This window comes from Qipengyuania nanhaisediminis (assembly GCF_900115585.1).
Lineage (GTDB): Bacteria > Pseudomonadota > Alphaproteobacteria > Sphingomonadales > Sphingomonadaceae > Qipengyuania > Qipengyuania nanhaisediminis.
This window is the reverse complement of sequence record NZ_FOWZ01000002.1, coordinates 313,804-331,702: the sequence shown is the minus strand read 5'-3', so window position 1 is coordinate 331,702 and position 17,899 is coordinate 313,804. Positions and strand designations below refer to the sequence as shown.

At 61.8% G+C, this 17,899-nt stretch carries 14 protein-coding genes; 11 read left to right on the top strand and 3 right to left on the bottom strand.

Annotation, left to right across the window (positions count from 1 at the left end; genetic code table 11):
* The first annotated feature begins 4 nt into the window (after positions 1 to 4).
* From nuoL to BM173_RS07155, 7 genes are read left to right on the top strand one after another with little or no spacing between them, the layout of a single operon-like run.
* Entirely contained in the window at positions 5 to 1,996 is a 1,992-nt protein-coding gene (gene nuoL, locus BM173_RS07185; protein ID WP_090479318.1) for an NADH-quinone oxidoreductase subunit L, read from the top strand.
* Entirely contained in the window at positions 1,996 to 3,540 is a 1,545-nt protein-coding gene (locus tag BM173_RS07180; RefSeq protein ID WP_090479315.1) for an NADH-quinone oxidoreductase subunit M, read from the top strand. Before nuoL ends, BM173_RS07180 begins: the two co-directional genes overlap by 1 nt.
* Complete coding sequence (nuoN, locus tag BM173_RS07175) at positions 3,540 to 4,994, top strand: NADH-quinone oxidoreductase subunit NuoN (RefSeq protein ID WP_090479313.1); 1,455 nt, start codon at positions 3,540 to 3,542, stop codon at positions 4,992 to 4,994. Before BM173_RS07180 ends, nuoN begins: the two co-directional genes overlap by 1 nt.
* Complete coding sequence (locus BM173_RS07170; RefSeq protein ID WP_090479310.1) at positions 4,991 to 5,713, top strand: biotin--[acetyl-CoA-carboxylase] ligase; 723 nt, start codon at positions 4,991 to 4,993, stop codon at positions 5,711 to 5,713. Before nuoN ends, BM173_RS07170 begins: the two co-directional genes overlap by 4 nt.
* Positions 5,714 to 5,716: 3 nt before the next feature.
* Positions 5,717 to 6,493 (top strand): type III pantothenate kinase, encoded by a 777-nt coding sequence (locus tag BM173_RS07165; RefSeq protein ID WP_090479307.1) that lies wholly within the window; start codon positions 5,717 to 5,719, stop codon positions 6,491 to 6,493.
* Entirely contained in the window at positions 6,490 to 8,145 is a 1,656-nt protein-coding gene (locus BM173_RS07160; protein WP_177201834.1) for a ribonuclease J, read from the top strand. Before BM173_RS07165 ends, BM173_RS07160 begins: the two co-directional genes overlap by 4 nt.
* A 17-nt stretch (positions 8,146 to 8,162) precedes the next feature.
* Positions 8,163 to 8,438, top strand: a complete 276-nt coding sequence (locus tag BM173_RS07155) for a DUF1467 family protein (protein ID WP_090480228.1) — start codon at positions 8,163 to 8,165, stop codon at positions 8,436 to 8,438.
* 4 nt (positions 8,439 to 8,442) lie between these two features.
* On the opposite strand, the gene BM173_RS07150 is transcribed toward BM173_RS07155, so the two are convergent.
* Positions 8,443 to 11,052 (bottom strand): coiled-coil domain-containing protein, encoded by a 2,610-nt coding sequence (locus BM173_RS07150; protein ID WP_090479304.1) that lies wholly within the window; start codon positions 11,050 to 11,052, stop codon positions 8,443 to 8,445.
* Between the two features lie 72 nt (positions 11,053 to 11,124).
* On the opposite strand from BM173_RS07150, the gene BM173_RS07145 reads away from it, so the two are divergent.
* The 4 genes from BM173_RS07145 to BM173_RS07130 all read left to right on the top strand — a co-directional run bounded on the left by BM173_RS07145 (position 11,125) and on the right by BM173_RS07130 (position 15,093).
* Complete coding sequence (locus BM173_RS07145) at positions 11,125 to 11,424, top strand: Hpt domain-containing protein (protein WP_090479301.1); 300 nt, start codon at positions 11,125 to 11,127, stop codon at positions 11,422 to 11,424.
* 167 nt (positions 11,425 to 11,591) lie between these two features.
* Complete coding sequence (locus BM173_RS07140; protein ID WP_090479298.1) at positions 11,592 to 12,683, top strand: hypothetical protein; 1,092 nt, start codon at positions 11,592 to 11,594, stop codon at positions 12,681 to 12,683.
* A 41-nt stretch (positions 12,684 to 12,724) separates the two neighbouring features.
* Complete coding sequence (locus BM173_RS07135) at positions 12,725 to 13,681, top strand: hypothetical protein (RefSeq protein WP_143089595.1); 957 nt, start codon at positions 12,725 to 12,727, stop codon at positions 13,679 to 13,681.
* Positions 13,678 to 15,093 carry a sensor histidine kinase gene (locus tag BM173_RS07130; RefSeq protein WP_090479292.1) on the top strand — a complete coding sequence of 472 codons (1,416 nt, stop codon included), beginning with the start codon at positions 13,678 to 13,680 and terminating at the stop codon, positions 15,091 to 15,093. Before BM173_RS07135 ends, BM173_RS07130 begins: the two co-directional genes overlap by 4 nt.
* Before the next feature lie 51 nt (positions 15,094 to 15,144).
* Here BM173_RS07130 and gltA read toward each other — a convergent pair whose 3' ends face one another.
* Both gltA and gltX read right to left on the bottom strand, forming a co-directional pair.
* Positions 15,145 to 16,431 (bottom strand): citrate synthase, encoded by a 1,287-nt coding sequence (gene gltA, locus BM173_RS07125; RefSeq protein ID WP_090479289.1) that lies wholly within the window; start codon positions 16,429 to 16,431, stop codon positions 15,145 to 15,147.
* Positions 16,432 to 16,441: 10 nt separating this feature from the next.
* Positions 16,442 to 17,896 (bottom strand): glutamate--tRNA ligase, encoded by a 1,455-nt coding sequence (gltX, locus tag BM173_RS07120; RefSeq protein ID WP_090480225.1) that lies wholly within the window; start codon positions 17,894 to 17,896, stop codon positions 16,442 to 16,444.
* Positions 17,897 to 17,899 lie beyond the last annotated feature (3 nt).

Sequence of the window (17,899 nt, the reverse complement as noted above, 5' to 3'; positions counted from 1 at the left end):
AACCGTGCAATCGATCCTCGTCATCGTATTCCTGCCGCTGCTCGCGTCGATTGTCGCGGGACTGGTCAACAAGAGCGCGCCGAGCGTGTTCGCCAAGAGCATCACCACGGGCGGCCTGTTTGTCTCCTGCGCGCTGAGCTGGCCGATCTTCCTGTCGTTCTGGTCGGGTAATGCCGAAGCGACAGTCGTCCCGGTCCTCACGTGGATCCAGTCGGGTGCGCTGAGCTTCGACTGGGCACTGCGCGTCGACACTCTGACCGCCGTCATGCTGGTGGTCATCACGACCGTTTCGGCGCTCGTCCACCTCTATAGCTGGGGTTACATGGACGAAGACCCGGACCAGCCGCGGTTCTTCGCCTACCTTTCGCTGTTTACCTTCGCCATGCTGATGCTGGTGACCGCCGACAACCTCGTCCAGATGTTCTTCGGTTGGGAAGGGGTGGGCCTCGCCAGCTACCTGCTGATCGGTTTCTGGTTCAAGAAGCCGAGCGCGAATGCCGCCGCTATCAAGGCTTTCGTGGTCAACCGGGTCGGCGACCTTGGCTTCATGATGGGCATCTTCGGCACCTTCTGGGTATTCGGCACGGTGTCGATCCCCGAAATCCTCGAAGCGGCCCCCGGCATGAGCGGTGCGACGATCGGCTTCCTGGGCCTTCGCGTCCACACCATGGATGTCCTGTGCATCCTGCTATTCATCGGCGCGATGGGTAAGTCGGCGCAGCTTGGCCTGCACACTTGGCTTCCCGATGCAATGGAAGGCCCGACGCCCGTTTCCGCGCTGATCCATGCCGCGACGATGGTCACCGCCGGTGTCTTCATGGTCTGCCGCCTGTCGCCCATGTTCGAGACCGCGCCGATTGCGCTCGCGATGGTGACCTTCGTTGGTGCTGCCACCTGTATCTTCGCGGCGACCGTCGGCACGACGCAGTGGGACATCAAGCGCGTCATCGCCTATTCGACCTGTTCGCAGCTTGGCTACATGTTCTTTGCCGCAGGCGTGGGCGCTTATGGCGCGGCCATGTTGCACCTGTTCACGCACGCTTTCTTCAAGGCGCTGCTGTTCCTCGGTGCTGGCTCGGTCATCCACGCGATGCATCACGAGCAGGACATGCGGTATTACGGCAATCTGCGTAAGCACATCCCGCTCACCTTCTGGGCGATGATGATGGGCACGCTCGCGATTACCGGCCTCGGCATCTATCACCTTGGCGTAGGTTTCGCAGGCTTCTGGTCGAAGGACGCCATCATCGAAGTCGCGTTCGCGCGCGGCACCGAGCTCGGCAACTTCGCGTTCTGGATGGGCGTGTTCGCAGCGCTTCTCACCAGCTTCTACAGCTGGCGCCTGATGTTCCTTACCTTCTGGGGCAAGCCGCGCTGGATCGAGAGCGAGCACATCCAGCACTCGGTCCACAAGACCCCCGAAGAAGCGGGTGCGGACACGACCGGTGGCTACCACCCGCATGAAAGCCCGATCTCGATGCTGATCCCGCTCGGGGTGCTGTCGATCGGTGCGATTGCCGCAGGCCAGGTTTTTGCGCCCGCCTTCCTCGATAGCGCAGCGTTCTGGGGTGGTTCGATCTTCTATAACGAAGCGTTGATCCACGCGATGCATGCGGTTCCTTGGCCTGTGAAATACGCTGCTTTCTTCGTGATGCTCATCGGCCTTTTCGTCGCCTGGCTTGCCTACATCAAGGATACCTCGATCCCCGGCAAGGCGGCCGAGCAACTCGGTCCGATCTACCGCTTCCTCTATAACAAGTGGTATTTCGACGAGCTCTACCACTACCTCTTCGTGGTGCCGGCCTTCTGGCTGGGCCGCCAGTTCTGGAAGCTGGGCGATATCGGCACGATCGACCGCTTCGGCCCCAATGGCGTGGCCTGGGTCGTCGAGAAGGGTGCCGTGGGCGCCAAGAAGTTCCAGACCGGATATTTGTATAGCTATGCGCTGGTGATGCTCCTCGGACTTGTCGCCGCCGTCACTTGGGTGCTGTTCTGATGGAGTTCCCCATCCTCTCGCTCATGCTCGCCGTGCCGCTGGTTGCGGCCATCGCCTGCCTGTTCCTGAATGCCGGCAGCGCGCGAATGGTCGCGCTGTTCGCGACGCTTTTCAATCTCGCTCTCGGCATCCTGCTGTGGCTTAATTACGAGATCGGCGGCGCACAGTGGCAGTTCGTCGAACGCGCCGAATTGTTCGCCGGCTTCAGCTATGCCCTTGGCATCGACGGCATCGCGCTGATGCTCATCATGCTTTCGGTATTCCTGATGCCGATCTGCATTCTCGCCAGCTGGGATTCGATCACCAAGCGCGTGGGCGAATACATGGCGGCCTTCCTGCTCATGGAAGTGTTGATGATCGGCGTGTTCGCCGCGCAGGACCTGTTCCTGTTCTACATCTTCTTCGAAGCCGGCCTTATCCCGATGTACCTGATTATCGGTGTTTGGGGCGGCGATAACCGCATCTACGCGTCGTATAAGTTCTTCCTCTATACGCTGCTCGGTTCGGTGCTGATGCTGATCGCCATGCTGTGGATGGTGAACGAGGCGGGCACGACCGACATTCCCACGCTGATGCAGTACGATTTCCCGGTCGATGCGCAGCTGTGGTTGTGGCTGGCCTTCTTCGCCAGCTTCGCAGTCAAAATGCCGATGTGGCCGGTGCATACTTGGCTGCCCGACGCCCATGTCCAGGCACCGACGGCGGGTTCGGTCATCCTGGCTGGCGTCTTGTTGAAACTCGGTGGCTACGGCTTCATCCGTTTCAGCCTGCCGATGTTCCCCGATGCCAGTGCCGATCTTGCCTGGCTGGTCTTCGCGCTCTCCATGGTCGCCGTGATCTACACCTCGCTCGTCGCGCTGGTGCAGGAGGACATGAAGAAGCTCATCGCCTATTCCTCCGTCGCCCACATGGCGATCGTGACCGTCGGTCTCTTCGCATTCAACGTGCAGGGTCTGGAGGGCGCGATGATGGTCATGCTCGGCCACGGCCTCGTCTCGGGTGCGCTGTTCCTGTGTGTCGGCGTCATCTACGACCGCCTGCATACTCGTGAGATCGCCCGCTACGGCGGCCTGTCGATCAACATGCCGAAGTACGCGCTCTTCTTCCTGCTGTTCACCATGGCCTCCATCGGCCTGCCGGGGACCAGCAACTTCGTTGGCGAATTCCTCGCCCTTGCAGGCATCTACAAGGTTTCGACCTTCGTGACGCTGGTCTGCACCACCGGCATCATCCTTGGCGCTGCCTACATGCTTTATCTCTATCGCCGCGTGGCATTCGGCGAGCAGGTCAATGCCGACGCTGCCCGCATGCCCGATCTCAATGCCCGCGAATGGGCCATGCTCGCACCCATCGCCGCCGCCGTGCTGTGGATGGGCGTCTATCCGGAAAGTTTCCTCGCCCCGATGCGCCAGGACATTGCCACCCTTGAAGCCCGCCTCGCCAGCGTCGCGCCCGAATATGACAGCGCACTGACGGTAGGCACGCCTGACGAACACGCTGCGAACTACATCGCTGCAGAGCACGGATCGGAGGGAGAGCACTGATGTCCTACGCTAACTCGCTCTACCTGACCGGTGCGGAAATCGGGCTGTCGATTGCCGGCCTGGTCCTGCTGCTCGCCACCGCCTGGACGACGCGTTCTTCGGCCCGCGCCATTACGATCGCCGCGGTTACCGCACTTTTCGGCGCCCTGATCTTCAACCTCTCTCTCGCGAATGATGGCGTAGGCGCTGCGGCATTCGGCGGCCTGCTGGAAGTCGATGCATTCAGCATCTTTGCAAAGTCGCTCGTCTACATCGCGACCATCGCCTGCCTGATCGTGGCCCCTCGCTACTTCGAGGATCGTGGCCAGTTTCGCGGTGAATTCGCCGTACTGATGCTGTTCAATGCAGTTGGCATGGGCATCATGGTGTCCGCGGTCGACCTGATGACGCTGTATATCGGTCTCGAGCTGTCGAGCCTCTCGTCCTACGTCCTCGCGAGCTTCGCGCGGCGTGACGACAAGTCCAGCGAAGCCGGCCTGAAGTACTTCATCCTGGGTGGTCTCGCCTCGGGTATCATCCTTTACGGCGTCAGCCTCGTCTACGGTTTCTCCGGTACGACGAGCTATGACGGCGTCAGGGCTGCATTCGATGCCGATTTCTCGACCGGCGCGCTGTTCGGCGTGGTGTTCGTGCTCGCCGGCCTTGCCTTCAAGGTCGCGGCAGTTCCGTTCCACATGTGGACGCCGGACGTTTACGAAGGCGCACCTACACCGGTCACTGCATTCTTCGCCAGCGCTCCCAAGGTCGCTGCGGTGGCCATGCTCGTACGTATGGCAGCGGTCCCGTTCGGCGGTCAGGCTGAAGCGTGGCAGCAGATTGTCATCTTCGCGGCCCTCGCTTCGATCGTTGTGGGTGCGCTTGGCGCCATCGGGCAGCAGAACCTCAAGCGCTTGCTGGCGTATTCGTCGATCAACAATGTCGGCTTCATCCTTATCGGCCTTGCAGCGGCGACACCGGCCGGGATTTCCGGCGTGCTCGTCTACCTTTCGATCTATGTGTTCATGACCATCGGCAGCTTCGTTGCCCTGCTCATGCTCCGTACCGAGAAGGGTGAGGCGCTTGCGACCTTCGACGATATCTCGGGCCTTTCGACCAGCAGTCCGGCGCTCGCTTGGTGCTTGCTCGCGCTCATGTTCAGCCTTGCGGGTATTCCGCCGCTGTTCGGGTTCTGGGGCAAGTTCGTAGTCTTCCAGGCAGCCGTGCAGGCCGACATGATCGCGCTGGCCGCCATCGGTATCGCCGCCAGCGTCATCGGCGCGTTCTACTACATCAAGTTCGTCAAGGTCATGTTCTTCGACGAGCCGAAAGGCGATGCACCGGCTAAGGCGCCGGTATCGCACTGGGTTGTTCTGGGCCTGTGTGTCCTGGTCATTTCCCCGCTCGGATACCTGCTTACGCCGTGGCTGGGATCGGTAGCTGACGCTGCGGCCCAGGCGCTGTTCTTCGCAGCTTGATCGAGTACCTAGCCGAAACCGGTTCGACCAACGCGGATCTGCTGGAGCGCGTTCGTCAGGGCGAGCGCGTCAGTGAAGGCAATTGGCTGGTGGCCGAGCGCCAGTTGGCGGGGAAGGGCCGTCAGGGTCGCACGTGGTTCGACGGCGCGGGCAACTTTATGGGTTCTACCGTCGTAGAGGTCCGCGCGAGCGACCCTCCCCCGGCGAGCCTTGCGCTAGTTGTCGGCCTGGCGGTCTATGAAACCGTCGTCGCGATTGTCAGCGAACCGGGCGCTCTGGCTCTCAAATGGCCCAATGACCTGCTCCTGCGAGGTGCCAAGCTTGCCGGCATCCTTTTGGAGCGAGAGGGTGATGCTATCGTTGTCGGCATCGGTGTGAACCTAGGCAAGGCGCCCGACCTTCCAGACCGAGAGACCATCGCCCTGTCGGCCCTGGGACCCGCTCCCGATCGTAACCAGTTCGCGAATTCGCTTGCCCGGCAGCTGGATACCGAACTCGAACGCTGGCGGACTTTCGGCCTGCCACCCATGATCCGGCGCTGGGAACTCGCGGCGCACGCCCTGGGGACGGAGCTTCGCGTCCAGCCACCGGGTGAAGATGTATTGCTGGGTGCTTTCGCCGGATTGGACGACAGCGGGGCATTGCAATTGCGGTTGCCTGATGGCGAAGTGAAGGTCATCCATGCTGGTGACGTGATGTTGGCACGAGAGGAGGGCTGATCCATGCTGCTTGCAGCCGATGTCGGAAATACGAATGTGGTCTTTGCGCTTTTCGAAGGGCGGCAGATCAAGGCGCGCTGGCGCATCGCGACCGACCCGCGTCGGACCGGCGACGAATACGCCGTCTGGCTGCTCCGCCTGCTCGAACTGCAGGGTTATGCCAAAGAGGACATCGACCAGATCATCGTGGGATCGGTGGTGCCCCGTTCCATCCATAATCTCACCGTATTGGCGCAGAAATACTTCGGGATCGAACCGCTGATCGCAGGCCAAGATGCGGCAGATTGGGGCATCGCCATCGACGTAGACGACCCGCGAACGCTGGGCGCCGACCGTGCTCTCAACACAATTGCGGCCCATGCGAAGTACGAGGGTGATTTGATCGTAATCGACTTCGGCACCGCCACGACCATCGATGCCGTCGATTTCACCGGTGCCTACAAGGGCGGGATCATCGCGCCGGGGATCAATCTTTCGCTTGATGCGCTTGTCGGAAACACGGCCAAACTGCCGCGTATCGCGATCAGGAAACCCGACGACGAGAACGTGATTGGGCGCAACACGGAAGACCAGATGTTGATAGGCGTATTCTGGGGTTATGTAGCCCTTATAGAGGGTCTTGTAGACCGTATGCGCCGCCAGATAGGCCGACCGGCCAAAGTTGTCGCAACCGGCGGACTGGCTCTTTTGTTCGACGAAATTACCGACCTGTTCGATGAGGTGGATAGCGACCTCACCCTGGATGGTCTCGCCATGCTGGCTGAAAGGGCCTCCGCTTGAAAAAGAATTTCACCCCCGAAGACGAACTGTTGTTTCTCGCGCTCGGCGGCTCAGGCGAGATCGGGATGAACGTCAACCTCTACGGCTGCAACGGCAAGTGGTTGATGGTCGATCTGGGCATGACTTTCTCCGGCGGCGAGTATCCCGGCGTGGACCTTGTGTTCGCCGACCTCGAATTCATCGAGGAGCGGACGAAGCAGCTTGAAGCGATCGTTCTCACCCATGCGCATGAAGATCACATCGGCGCCGTGCCTTATTTCGCAGCCGACCTGGGCGTGCCGATCTATGCGACGCCCTTCACGATGGAACTTGTGCGGCGCAAGCTCGAGGAAGCGGGACTACTTGGCGAAATCGAGCTGCATGAGATCGAAGAAGACCACGGGAGTTTCCAGGTTGGCCCCTTCGAGGTCACTTACATCCCGCTGGCCCATTCGATCGCAGAGGGCAATGCGCTGCTGATCGACACGCCGCATGGCAAGATCTTCCATACCGGTGACTGGAAGCTGGACGACGATCCGATCATTGGAGAGCCCGCGACCGACGAAGAGCTTGCCGAGATCGGCGACGATGGCGTACTCGCGCTGGTGTGCGACAGCACCAATGTCTTCAACCCTTCGCCTAGCGGTTCGGAAGGCGCGGTCTACAAGGGCCTTCTCGAAGAAGTTCAGAAGCACAAGGGCAAGCGGGTCCTCGTGACGACCTTCGCCAGCAACGTAGCCCGTTTGCAGACCCTCGGAAACGTCGCGCGCGAAACCGGGCGACAGCTTTGCGTGGCCGGTCGATCGCTCGACCGGATCATCGAAGTAGCGCAGCAGAACGGATACCTCGAAGACCTGCCGGAACCGGTGGATTTCGACACCGCCATGGGCCTGCCACGAGGTGAGGTCATGATCCTGGCAACCGGCGGGCAGGGTGAGCCGCGGGCGGCACTTTCGCGAATTTCCGAGGACAATCACCCGCTGGAACTCGTGCCGGGCGATGTTGTCCTTTTCTCCAGCCGCCAGATCCCGGGCAACGAACTCTCCATCGGCGCTGTCCAGAACCGTCTTGCCGAAAAGGGTGTGACGATGGTGACCGACCGGCAGAGCATGATCCACGTATCGGGCCACCCTGGCCGTCCAGAGCTCGAGGCGCTCTATGGCTGGCTTCGTCCTGATATCCTCGTGCCGGTTCATGGCGAAATGCGGCACATGCAGGAGCAGGCGAGGTTCGGACGCGAAAACGGCATTCCCGATGCCGTGGTCCAGCAGAACGGCGATATCGTGCGTCTTGCGCCCGGTGCGCCGGGCACGATTGCCAAGGTCAGGGCAGGGCGCCTTGTCCTGGACGGTGACATCATCGCCCCGGCCGATGGCGATGCGATCGTCATGCGCCGGCGGATTATGCATGAGGGCGTAGTGATCGTCGCGCTCGATGGTGACCTATCCCCGCGCATCGACAGTATCGGCTTGCCGCTCGACGAGGACTACGGTGATTTCACCGAAGAAGCGCTGGCCGACATCCGCCAGGCCATAGCCAAGCTCAAGGGCATGGACGCCCGCAGCGCCTCGGCAGTACATGAGGCGGCGCGGCTTGCAGCGCGCCGCGCAGCGCAGCGCTGGTCGGGCAAGCGTCCGCAAGTGCGCGTCCTCCTGCCAGAGAACCTGGGGTAAGCGGCATGGAACTGCCGATGCAGTGGACCTCGATCCTTGCGATCTACGTTCTGTTCTGGGTCGTCAGCGCCTTCGTGCTGCTGCCTTTCGGGGTGAAGACGCCGGACGAGATCGGGGCGACAAAAGTACCCGGCCAAGCCGATAGTGCACCGGTGAACTTCCGACCCGGCGTGATTGCAGTGCGCGCCACGATCCTGTCGATCGTCCTCACCACCCTTTACGTACTTAATTACGCCTACGGGTGGATCGAGGCGGAAGACCTCATCTTCTGGGGGCCGACCGTCAACCGGTGAGCCTTTAGTTGCGCAGGCGTTCCAGAGCCTGTGCCATCGCCACGTAAAGCTTGCCCATGTCGCTCGACAGCAAGGTGACGCTGATCGCGTTGCCGTCGCGCGTGGACAGCAGGTTGCGTAGCAATGCCTCGAAATCGTGGATGTAGCGATTGGCGTGTTCGCGGAAGTCCGGATCCTCGTCGTAAAGTTCGGCGATCTCGCGGGCTTCGCCATTATCGATCAGGCGGACTGCGCGGCGCGTGAAAATCCCGCGATCCCCGCGAAGATAACTCGCCCAGGCGCTGTCGGTCACCTCGGTTGAAAGGGCCTTGGAGATATCGATGGCGTTCGAGTTGAGGCTTTCGGTGATGAGAGCGACGCGGCGCGCGAAATCGCTATCGACGCTGTCGGTGGCTTTTTCGCGTGCATGGGCGATGCGGGCTTCGAGGTTGCCCGTCAGGTCGTTGAGCCGCTTCAACTGGTCGCGCAGCTGCTTGGTCGCGTCGCGCGCAGCATCGCTGGACCGCTTACGAGCCTCGTCGAGGCGGGCGAGGGCGGTATCGGTGTGTTCGGCCAGGGCGTTGTCGATCGCCTCGGCGCTGCGTTCCGCAACCGACTTGGCGAGATTTTCGACGCGCGCCGTCTCTTCGCTTTCGATTGCCGTCATCGCATCGCGCGCGCTCGTCTCCAGCGCTGCAATTGCTGTGCGCAACTCGCCCTGGACGCGTTCGGCGAGCTGTTCGCTTTCGGCCGATAGCGCAGTGATACCCGAGCGCAGGCGCTCGACGCTGTCGACCTGGGCTGCAGCTGTCTCTCCGAAGCCCGACTGGAAGTTTTCGAACCCTTCCATCGCTTCACGCGTACGGCGTTCGACCTCGGCCATGCCCTCGGTAAGCGTGTCTCCGGACCTGCGTGCCTCGCCAAGCAAATCGCGGATTTCCGAAGTCCGACGTTCGATCTGCGCGAGGCGATCCTCCGAAGCCTCCATGGCGACGGGCAGATCCTCGCGGCTCTGGCGCGCGCTGGCCTGGATGAGTTCTAGCAGGCGCACGCTGGCGTCGGTTAGCGATGCCACGGCTGCGTCAGTGCCATCGAGAGCCTCGCGGCTGCCGATCAGTTTCTCGTTCAGGGCATCGATTGCGGTCGCTAGCGTTTCGTTCGCTTCACGGCCCTGATCGGTGACAGTTTCGAATGTCGTGCCGAGATTGGCGATCTTTTCCGCCAGTGCGTCACCTTCAGCGGCGATGACAGTCATCTGGCTGCGCTGGGCTTCGCGGCGCTCCGATATCGCTGCGTCAATCGCGCCCAGTTTCTCGGCCAGCTCGCGGCTGATGCGATCCTGCGCTTCGCCGAGAGCGGTAAGGCGCTGCTCCGCCCCGTGATCCAGCGCTTCGCCATTGGCTCGGATTTGGGTGTTGATGGATTCCGCCCGTTCGAACAGGACGTTGAGCCGTGCGGTCGCCGCTTCGATAACGGCAGCGTCCATCTTCTCGATCTCGCTTACGGCACTGGCAAGACGGTCCTTCATCTCGGCGACCTGGGTGTTCCAGGCATCCATGGCACCTTCTTCACCCTTGCGGATCGCTCCCGATGCCTGCGCGGCTTCGACCCGCAAGGCGGTGAAACGTTCGCGCATCGAGGACAGTGCCAGCTCTTCTTCCGCATTGGCGGTCTGTTGTGCTTCGGCCAATTCACCGCGCAGCGTTTCGGAACGCGTGCGGATAGCGGCAAGGGCCTCTACCTCGCGGCTGTCGAGGTCTGCGCGGGCTGCCTCGCTGCCTTCGCGAAGAGCCGCAAAGCGTTCTTCTGCAATGCGTTCGAGATCGCCAGCCTGTGCCGAGAATGCCTCGACCGCTTCGTCGACCCGCTCGCGCAGGGAAACGACCTGGCGTTCGCTGGCGGCACCGAATTCGTTGAGCCGCTCGAACCCTTCGACCAGTTTGTCGAGTTGTTCCTGCGCATTCCGGCCGGCTCCGCCGATCTGGTTCGTCACATCCTTTGCCGAAGTGGCGATGACCGGAAGGCTGTCCCGCAGGCGGGTCATGTTGTCGAGCGCTGTAGTGCTGACGCTGGCAATGGCGTCGACCTGCTCGCCGTTGTTACGAACGAGGCCTTGCAGGCGGTCAGCGTGTTCCGACAGGCGCTCGCTCGCGGAGCGGCCGGCAAATTCGAGTTCGCGTGACTGGCTTTCGAGAAATTCGCGCGCAAGGCTCAGTTCGCGGTTCACGACCGCAAGTTTGGCTTCAAGCCGAGCCGATTCCTCGGAAAGCGACCGTGAAACTTCGCCAAAACGGCGCGCCTCCACTGTGGAATTGCGACGCGCCAGCATCAGAAGGGAAACGATCAGGAGGACCGGGATTGCCCACGCGGTGATCCAGCCGCTCCACTGCTGGGGCGTACCGCCAGCAAGGATCTCGCTCCGGTGGGCCCAAGCGTAAAAGCCGCTCCATGCAGCAGTCAGCAGCGCGGCAAGGGCAGGGGCGATCCATCCGGCGCGGGAAAGCGGTTCGGGCTCTTCATCGAACCATTCCTCGGCCTCGACAAATTCCTCTTCAAGTTCAAGAGCTTCCGGTTCCTGAACCGTTTCGGTTGCAGGCTCACCCTCGACGACACTGATGTGCGAACGCTTTCTCATAGTCGGCAAGGCTACCACTTTTGCCGTATCCTTAAAGCCTCTTTAACTCCGTTCGCCGTATTTCGTGGCTCCATGGCCTATCATTCTGCCAGTTTTGACAGTGCCTTGGCGAAGGCGGCGGGGGAGGATGCCCGGATCGCTGCCGAATTGCGTTCGGCGTTCCTTGGCAGCGTCGAACAGCGGTTGGACCTGCTCAAGAGAGCGCGCTGCGATGCCAATTGGTACCAGGCGGCGGAACGACTGCGCGGCCTTGCGGCGAGCTTTGCGGCAGACGAGCTGATGACGCTCGCCGAAAGCGCCCTGGATGCAGCGCCCGGAGAACCAACCGTGGTTCGCTCCATCGAGGCGTTCATCGATAATTTCGGGGAATAGGCGAGGGCGACATTTGTCGCTCCTTCCAACTCAGGCACTGTGCTCCTAAGGTCGACTGACGTCGTCGGAGAACAAAAGTCGTGCGCATTGCCTTGCTGTCTACTCTCGACCGGGCCCCCAAGCCCGGACGGACGAGACCGGCATTCGTCCCCTTTGCAGGCGCACGCGTGATTGATCGCCAGCTGGACCTCGCCCTTTCGCTCGGATGCGAGGCGGTCGCCTGCATGGCCGACGGTATAGGACGCGAAGTCATCGAGTTGCAGCACCGTGCCGAACGTGCCGGAGCCAAGTTCATGGCCTTGCGCGAGCCTGCCAAGCTTTCGGGGCTCGTAACGGCAACCGATGAAATATTGGTCATCGCTTCCGGCGTCTTGCCCGACGCACAAACGACAGAGCGCCTGCTGACGAAACCTGCCGTCATCGCATTTCCGGCCGATATTGCCGTCCCGGCCGGGTTCGAACGTATCGATCCCGAATTCGCCTGGAGCGGCGTATTGCTCACGCGGGGCAATCTGGTCGAACGGCTTGTCGAGATGGAGCCGGACATCGATGTACCCTCGGTGCTGATGCGTCTCGCGTTCCAATCCGGGACGAGGCTGGTCCCCGCAGAACGCAAGCTCGTCGACCAGAACGACTGGACGATCGACGCGACACGTGAAGGGCTGGCCGCAAGGGAACTGCGGTGGATAGAGGCGCAGCGGGAACCGGTTTCCTTCAACGCGCCGGGGATCGCGGTTGCCGAGCGCGCAGGCACGCGCCTTGCGCGCGATGTCGTCGGCGGGCGGGGCGAGAACGGGCCGGTGGTCGCTTCGGGTGTGTTCGCGCTCTCCTCAGTGGCCGCCGGTGCGCTCTCCATGCCGGCTGTCGGCCTGGCGCTCGTTACACTGGCCGCCCTGTTCTCCCGGATGGGCCGCGTGGTGGAGCGCGTCGCAAACAAGGGACAGGTGGCTGCCAAGCGCAGCCCGCTGCTCAAGTTCCTCGAAGCCTCGTTAGATATCCTCTTTATACTGTTGATATATCTGTCGGCGCCTGACGAAAGTGACCTGACACGGATATTCGTTCCGCTTGTCCTGATGGGTCTGCTGAGGCTCGGGGAACGTCACGGCAGCGAGGTTTGGAAGCGAACCTATGCTGACCGGATATTGCTCGGATTCCTTCTTGCGCCTGCTGCATTCTTCGGTTTTGGCGTGCAAGCAGCCGCCGTCATCGCGCTGCTGGTCTTGCTGACGAGGTTTTTCGGCCCATTTCGCAACGACTAACTCCGAATTAACCAAGTCACTGCTACGCGCGGAGAATGATGATGGCGAAGGACTTTGCTGGGGCCAAGTATGGGGGCGAGGCCGACCTGCGCGCCGCGCTTTCCCGCGGCGACCAGACACTATCGCGCATCGAGCCAATTCTGGGCCATCTCCTGTCGACGCCCGACCACTCCCTGTTCAGTGACGAGATACTTGCCCGCCTTCGCGGCATGCTCAACGACCTTGCGTGGCAGATATTGCGCGTGCAGGCCCAGGCGACGGGCCAATCGGGTAGCGAGGCCTTCGCCGAACGCCACGGGGAAGCGCTTGCGATGCGATTGCAGGAAAATTCGGCCTTGCTCTCGCATTGCCACGCGCATGCGGTCGAATGGCAACTGACGGAGCGGCTCGAAGCCCAGTTTGGCGTCGATCCGGTCCTCTCGCCTCTCTTGCAGGACCTTATCGCCAGCGAGGATACGGGGACAGCCAGTACGGCCATGTCGGCCCTGGCTGCGCAGGCGCGCTTCGTGCAGGCGCAGCGGCGCATGGAACTGCCCGTGTCGGAGCTGCCAGGCGACCTCTTCCATAGCGTCCTCCTGACATGGCGTGCATACAACGGGGACCGCGCTTCGGATGCCCTGACGAGGGCCGAGGCCAAGTTGCGCAGCGATTTCGACGAAGCCTCTGGAAGGCTGGCGCTGATGGCGCGGCTCGCCACGGGTGTGGAACGGGGTAACGAGAATGCCCTGCTACCGGAAAAAGCCGGGGTTGCCCTGTTCCTGACGATCCTCGCAGCGAAATCGGGGCAGGACCGTGGCATGGTCGTCCTGGCGACCAATGCGAGGCAGGTTACGCGTCTCGCGGTGAGCTTGAGGTCCGCTGGTCTGGCAGCGACGCAAATCGATGAGGTCCTGCTGCAGTTGCATCCCCAGGCCGCGCCTGTCGCAGGCTTGGCGAACCTGAGCCCCAACGAAGCGCGCTCCATGCTGGGCGATACGAGGCCGGATTTCGGGCAATGAACGTAAAAACAGATCATATCGCTAAGGGCCGTAGCGACGAAGCCGACCGCCTGACCGAGGCGACGGGTGTGCTCGCCCAGCTTAATCGTGATTGCGGCGGAAGTATCGGCTCGACAATCGCTATTCCGGGCCTGCTTTCCCTTGTCGAGAAAGCCCGCTCATACGGCCTCAAGCTCGCCCGCCAGTTCGAGGCAATCGACGGTGAAAACCGAATTACGGCCTGGGCCGAGATTACCCCTGTCGATGGGGGTAAGGGCGGCTGCGAGATCGCTATTGCAAGCTGGCAGGCAGAACAATTGCCGCCAGAAAACGAGATCGATGCCGAGCGGCGCAGGATCGAAGTAAATCGCCATCTCGCTGAATGCACTGCGCGGCTCGATGCAAACCAGTCCATTCTTTCGGTAGAGACCGAGGCACCCGATCTCGAAGAGTTCCGTTCGCGCTCCTTGGCCGCAGTCGGCCAATCGTGGACCACCCTGGTCGACATGCCGACCAAGGATTACCAACAACCGCTGCATTGGCGCCTGCTCGACGGTGCCGAATGCACGATACCGGGTTCCAAACGGCAATGGACGGCGCATCTCGAGCCTCTGGGAAAGGGTGAACCGGGCAGTGCGGGCTTTGTCCTGTATCTCGCGGCCAGCACACCTCTTTCCGAGCACTCCGGCGATCTTCAGGCGGACACGCCTTCGCTCGGCAAGGACCTCACGCCGGTACTACGACAACCGATCAATCGTATCATTGCAAACGCCGAGACGATCCGGACCAAGCTCGCAGGGCCATTGGCGGAAGAATACAGCCAGTATGCGGCGGATATTGCGAGTGCAGGGCAGCACTTGCTGGCGCTGGTGGACGATCTTTCCGATCTGGAAATCGTTGAGTCTGACGATTTCGTAACCGCACCCGACCGGATCGACCTTGCCGATGTGGCACGACGTGCTTGCGGTATTCTCGGGGTCAGGGCGCAGGAGCGCGGGATCACCCTGGTGCCGCCTGTCGAAGGCGAGAGCCAGCTGGCGATCGCCGAATTCCGCAGGGTGCTGCAGATACTCCTCAACCTTGTCGGCAATGCCATCCGCTACTCGCCGGAAGACAGCCAGGTCTGGCTACGCCTCGACCAGATCGGGTCGCGCGCGCTGATTACCGTCGCTGACCAAGGCCACGGTCTGGAAGAGGACCAGCAGGCCCGTGTGTTCGAAAAGTTCGAACGGCTCGGCCGCAGCGGCGACGGAGGTTCGGGCCTTGGTCTCTATATTTCCCGCCGGATCGCGCGCGCGATGGACGGGGATCTGACGGTGGAGAGCGCTCCGGGCCTTGGCGCGCGCTTCACCCTTTCGGTCCCCGCTGCCGAAGACCTGCGTAGCGAGCGGCGCGATGGCCCTGGTTCGACTGTCCCTGACGCCGACAGCTAATACGAAAAAGGGGCGCCGAAGCGCCCCTGATCCAATCTATCAATCCGTCGCTTAACGCTGATCCATCATCGGATAATCGCGCTGCGTCGGGCCGGTGTACAGCTGGCGCGGACGACCGATTACCTGTGCAGGATCGGAAATCATCTCGTTCCACTGCGCGACCCAGCCCACGGTACGGGCGAGGGCGAAGAGCGCGGTGAACATAGTCGTCGGGAAACCGATCGAGTTGAGGATGATCCCGGAATAGAAGTCCACGTTCGGGAAGAGCTTCTTTTCCTTGAAGTAATCGTCGTTCAGCGCGAGCTCTTCGAGCTGGAGCGCGGTTTCGAAAACCGGGTCGTTGACGTTCAGCGCGTCGAACACTTCACGCAGGGTCTTCTGCATGACCGTCGCACGCGGATCGTAGTTCTTGTAGACGCGGTGACCGAAGCCCATCAGGCGGAACGGGTCGTTCTTGTCCTTGGCACGCTCGATGTAGTGCGGGATGCGGTCGGGCGATCCGATTTCCTGCAGCATGTTGAGCGCCGCTTCATTGGCGCCGCCGTGTGCCGGACCCCAGAGGCAGGCAATGCCGGCTGCGATACATGCAAACGGGTTCGCGCCCGACGAACCGGCAAGACGCACGGTCGAGGTCGACGCGTTCTGCTCGTGGTCGGCGTGGAGGATGAAGATGCGGTCCATCGCGCGTTCGATCGCGGGGTGGATCTCATATTCCTCGGCTGGAACACCGAAGGTCATGCGCAGGAAGTTTCCGGTGTAGCTGAGGTCGTTCTTCGGCTGAAGGAACGGCTGACCGACGGCATACTTGTACGCCATGGCTGCGATCGTCGGCATCTTGGCGATGAGACGGTGGCTGGCAATCTTGCGCTGCTCGGGATCCGCAATATCGGTGCTGTCGTGATAGAAAGCCGACAGTGCACCGACGACGCCGCACATGATCGCCATCGGGTGCGCATCGCGGCGGAAGCCCTGGTAGAACTGGCGCAGCTGGTCGTGGACCATGGTGTGGCGCGTAATCGTATAGACGAAATCGTCGAGTTCGCCCTGGTCCGGCAGTTCGCCATTCAGCAGCAGGTAGCTGACTTCCATGAAGCTGGAATGTTCTGCCAGCTGGCCGATCGGGTAACCGCGGTGAAGCAGGACGCCTTCTTCGCCGTCGATATAGGTCAGTGCGCTTTCGCAGCTGGCGGTCGACTTGAAACCGGGGTCGTAGGTGAACTTGCCGGTCGTGCCGTACATCTTGCGGATGTCGATGACATCCGGGCCGATGCTTCCTTCGAGCACGGGGAATGTCTGGCTCTGTCCGCCCAGATCGAGAGTTGCCTGTTTATCGGCCACGCGAGTCTCCTCAGTCAGTTTTGCCCGTGCCTGCCGGGGAGGCCTGCGCGTCGATCCGCGCGAGAGATTCCTCCTTGCCCAACAGGACCAGAACATCGAAAATTCCGGGCGACGTGGTTGTGCCCGTTAGTGCGGCGCGCAGGGGCTGCGCGAGCTTGCCGAGACCCAATTCAAGCTCTTCGGCATACGATTTCGTAGTGGCTTCGAGAGCCTCGATTGTCCAGCTATTTTCCGCGCTCAAACGCTCCGAAAGGCCGGCGAGGCGGGTGCGTGCGTCGTCATCGAGCAGGCCAGCAGCCTTTTCGGTAAGTTCCAGAGGGCGCGTCTTGAACAAAAAGGCAGCACCTTCAGCAAGTTCGTGCACGGTTTTGGCACGCGGTTTGAGGACCGGCATCGCTTCGGCGAGCACGGAGGTCTCGACTGGCTTGCCGATTTCCTGTGCTACCAGTTCCGCCAGCCGATGGTCGTCGGCCTCGCGGATGTAATGCGCGTTCAGGTTCTGCAGCTTCTTGATGTCGAAGCGGGCGGCGCTCTTGCCGACACCGTCAAGGTCGAACAGCTGGATTGCCTCTTCGCGAGTGATCTCTTCGCGGTCGCCATGTCCCCACCCAAGGCGGAGCAGGTAGTTGAACAGGGCTTCGGGCAACACGCCTTCCTCGTCGCGATAAGCCTCGACGCCGATGGCCCCGTGTCGCTTGGACATCTTCGCGCCGTCCGATCCGTGGATCAGCGGGACGTGGGCATAGACCGGATCAGGCCAGTTGCCTTCGATCTCCTCCATTGCACGGATGATCGGCAATTGGCGGAAAGCATTATTGAGGTGGTCGTCCCCGCGGATGATATGGGTGACGCCCATGTCATGGTCGTCGACCACCACCGCCAGCATGTAGGTCGGCGTGCCGTCCGCGCGCAGGAGGATGTAGTCGTCGATTTCCGCGTTCTGGACGGTGACATCGCCCTGCACGGCATCTTTGATCGTGGTCGCGCCTTCGGTCGGGACTTTCAGACGGACGGTGTAGGGCGCGCCTGCCGGAGCTTCCGCCTCGTCGCGGTCGCGCCAACGGCGGTCGTAACGCATGGGCTGTTTGTTCGCCCGCTGTTCGGCGCGCATCTGTTCGAGTTCTTCGGGCGTGGCGAAGCACTTGTAGGCATGGCCGGCTTCGAGCAACTTTTGCGCGACATCCGCATGGCGTTCTGCGCGGTCGGACTGAAAAACCGGCGGCTCGTCATAGTCGAGGCCGAGCCAGTCCAGTCCTTCGAGGATCTTGTCGATCGCTTCCTGCGTGCTGCGCTTCTTGTCGGTGTCTTCGATCCGAAGCAGCGCCTTGCCGCCGTGATGACGGGCGAACAGCCAGTTGAACAGCGCAGTCCTTGCCCCGCCGATGTGCAGGAATCCGGTCGGCGAGGGGGCAAAGCGGGTCACGACTTGCTTTGCGCTGGTACCTGCCGCGGTTTCACTTGCCATCTG

What these genes read in the sequence shown, in the direction of transcription:
- BM173_RS07180 (WP_090479315.1), top strand. Translation starts at nt 1,996, where the DNA reads ATGGAGTTCCCCATCCTCTCGCTCATGCTCGCCGTGCCGCTGGTTGCG.
- nuoN (WP_090479313.1), top strand. Translation starts at nt 3,540, where the DNA reads ATGTCCTACGCTAACTCGCTCTACCTGACCGGTGCGGAAATCGGGCTG.
- BM173_RS07165 (WP_090479307.1), top strand. Translation starts at nt 5,717, where the DNA reads ATGCTGCTTGCAGCCGATGTCGGAAATACGAATGTGGTCTTTGCGCTT.
- BM173_RS07155 (WP_090480228.1), top strand. Translation starts at nt 8,163, where the DNA reads ATGCAGTGGACCTCGATCCTTGCGATCTACGTTCTGTTCTGGGTCGTC.
- BM173_RS07150 (WP_090479304.1), bottom strand. Translation starts at nt 11,052, where the DNA reads ATGAGAAAGCGTTCGCACATCAGTGTCGTCGAGGGTGAGCCTGCAACC.
- BM173_RS07145 (WP_090479301.1), top strand. Translation starts at nt 11,125, where the DNA reads ATGGCCTATCATTCTGCCAGTTTTGACAGTGCCTTGGCGAAGGCGGCG.
- BM173_RS07135 (WP_143089595.1), top strand. Translation starts at nt 12,725, where the DNA reads ATGGCGAAGGACTTTGCTGGGGCCAAGTATGGGGGCGAGGCCGACCTG.
- BM173_RS07130 (WP_090479292.1), top strand. Translation starts at nt 13,678, where the DNA reads ATGAACGTAAAAACAGATCATATCGCTAAGGGCCGTAGCGACGAAGCC.
- gltX (WP_090480225.1), bottom strand. Translation starts at nt 17,896, where the DNA reads ATGGCAAGTGAAACCGCGGCAGGTACCAGCGCAAAGCAAGTCGTGACC.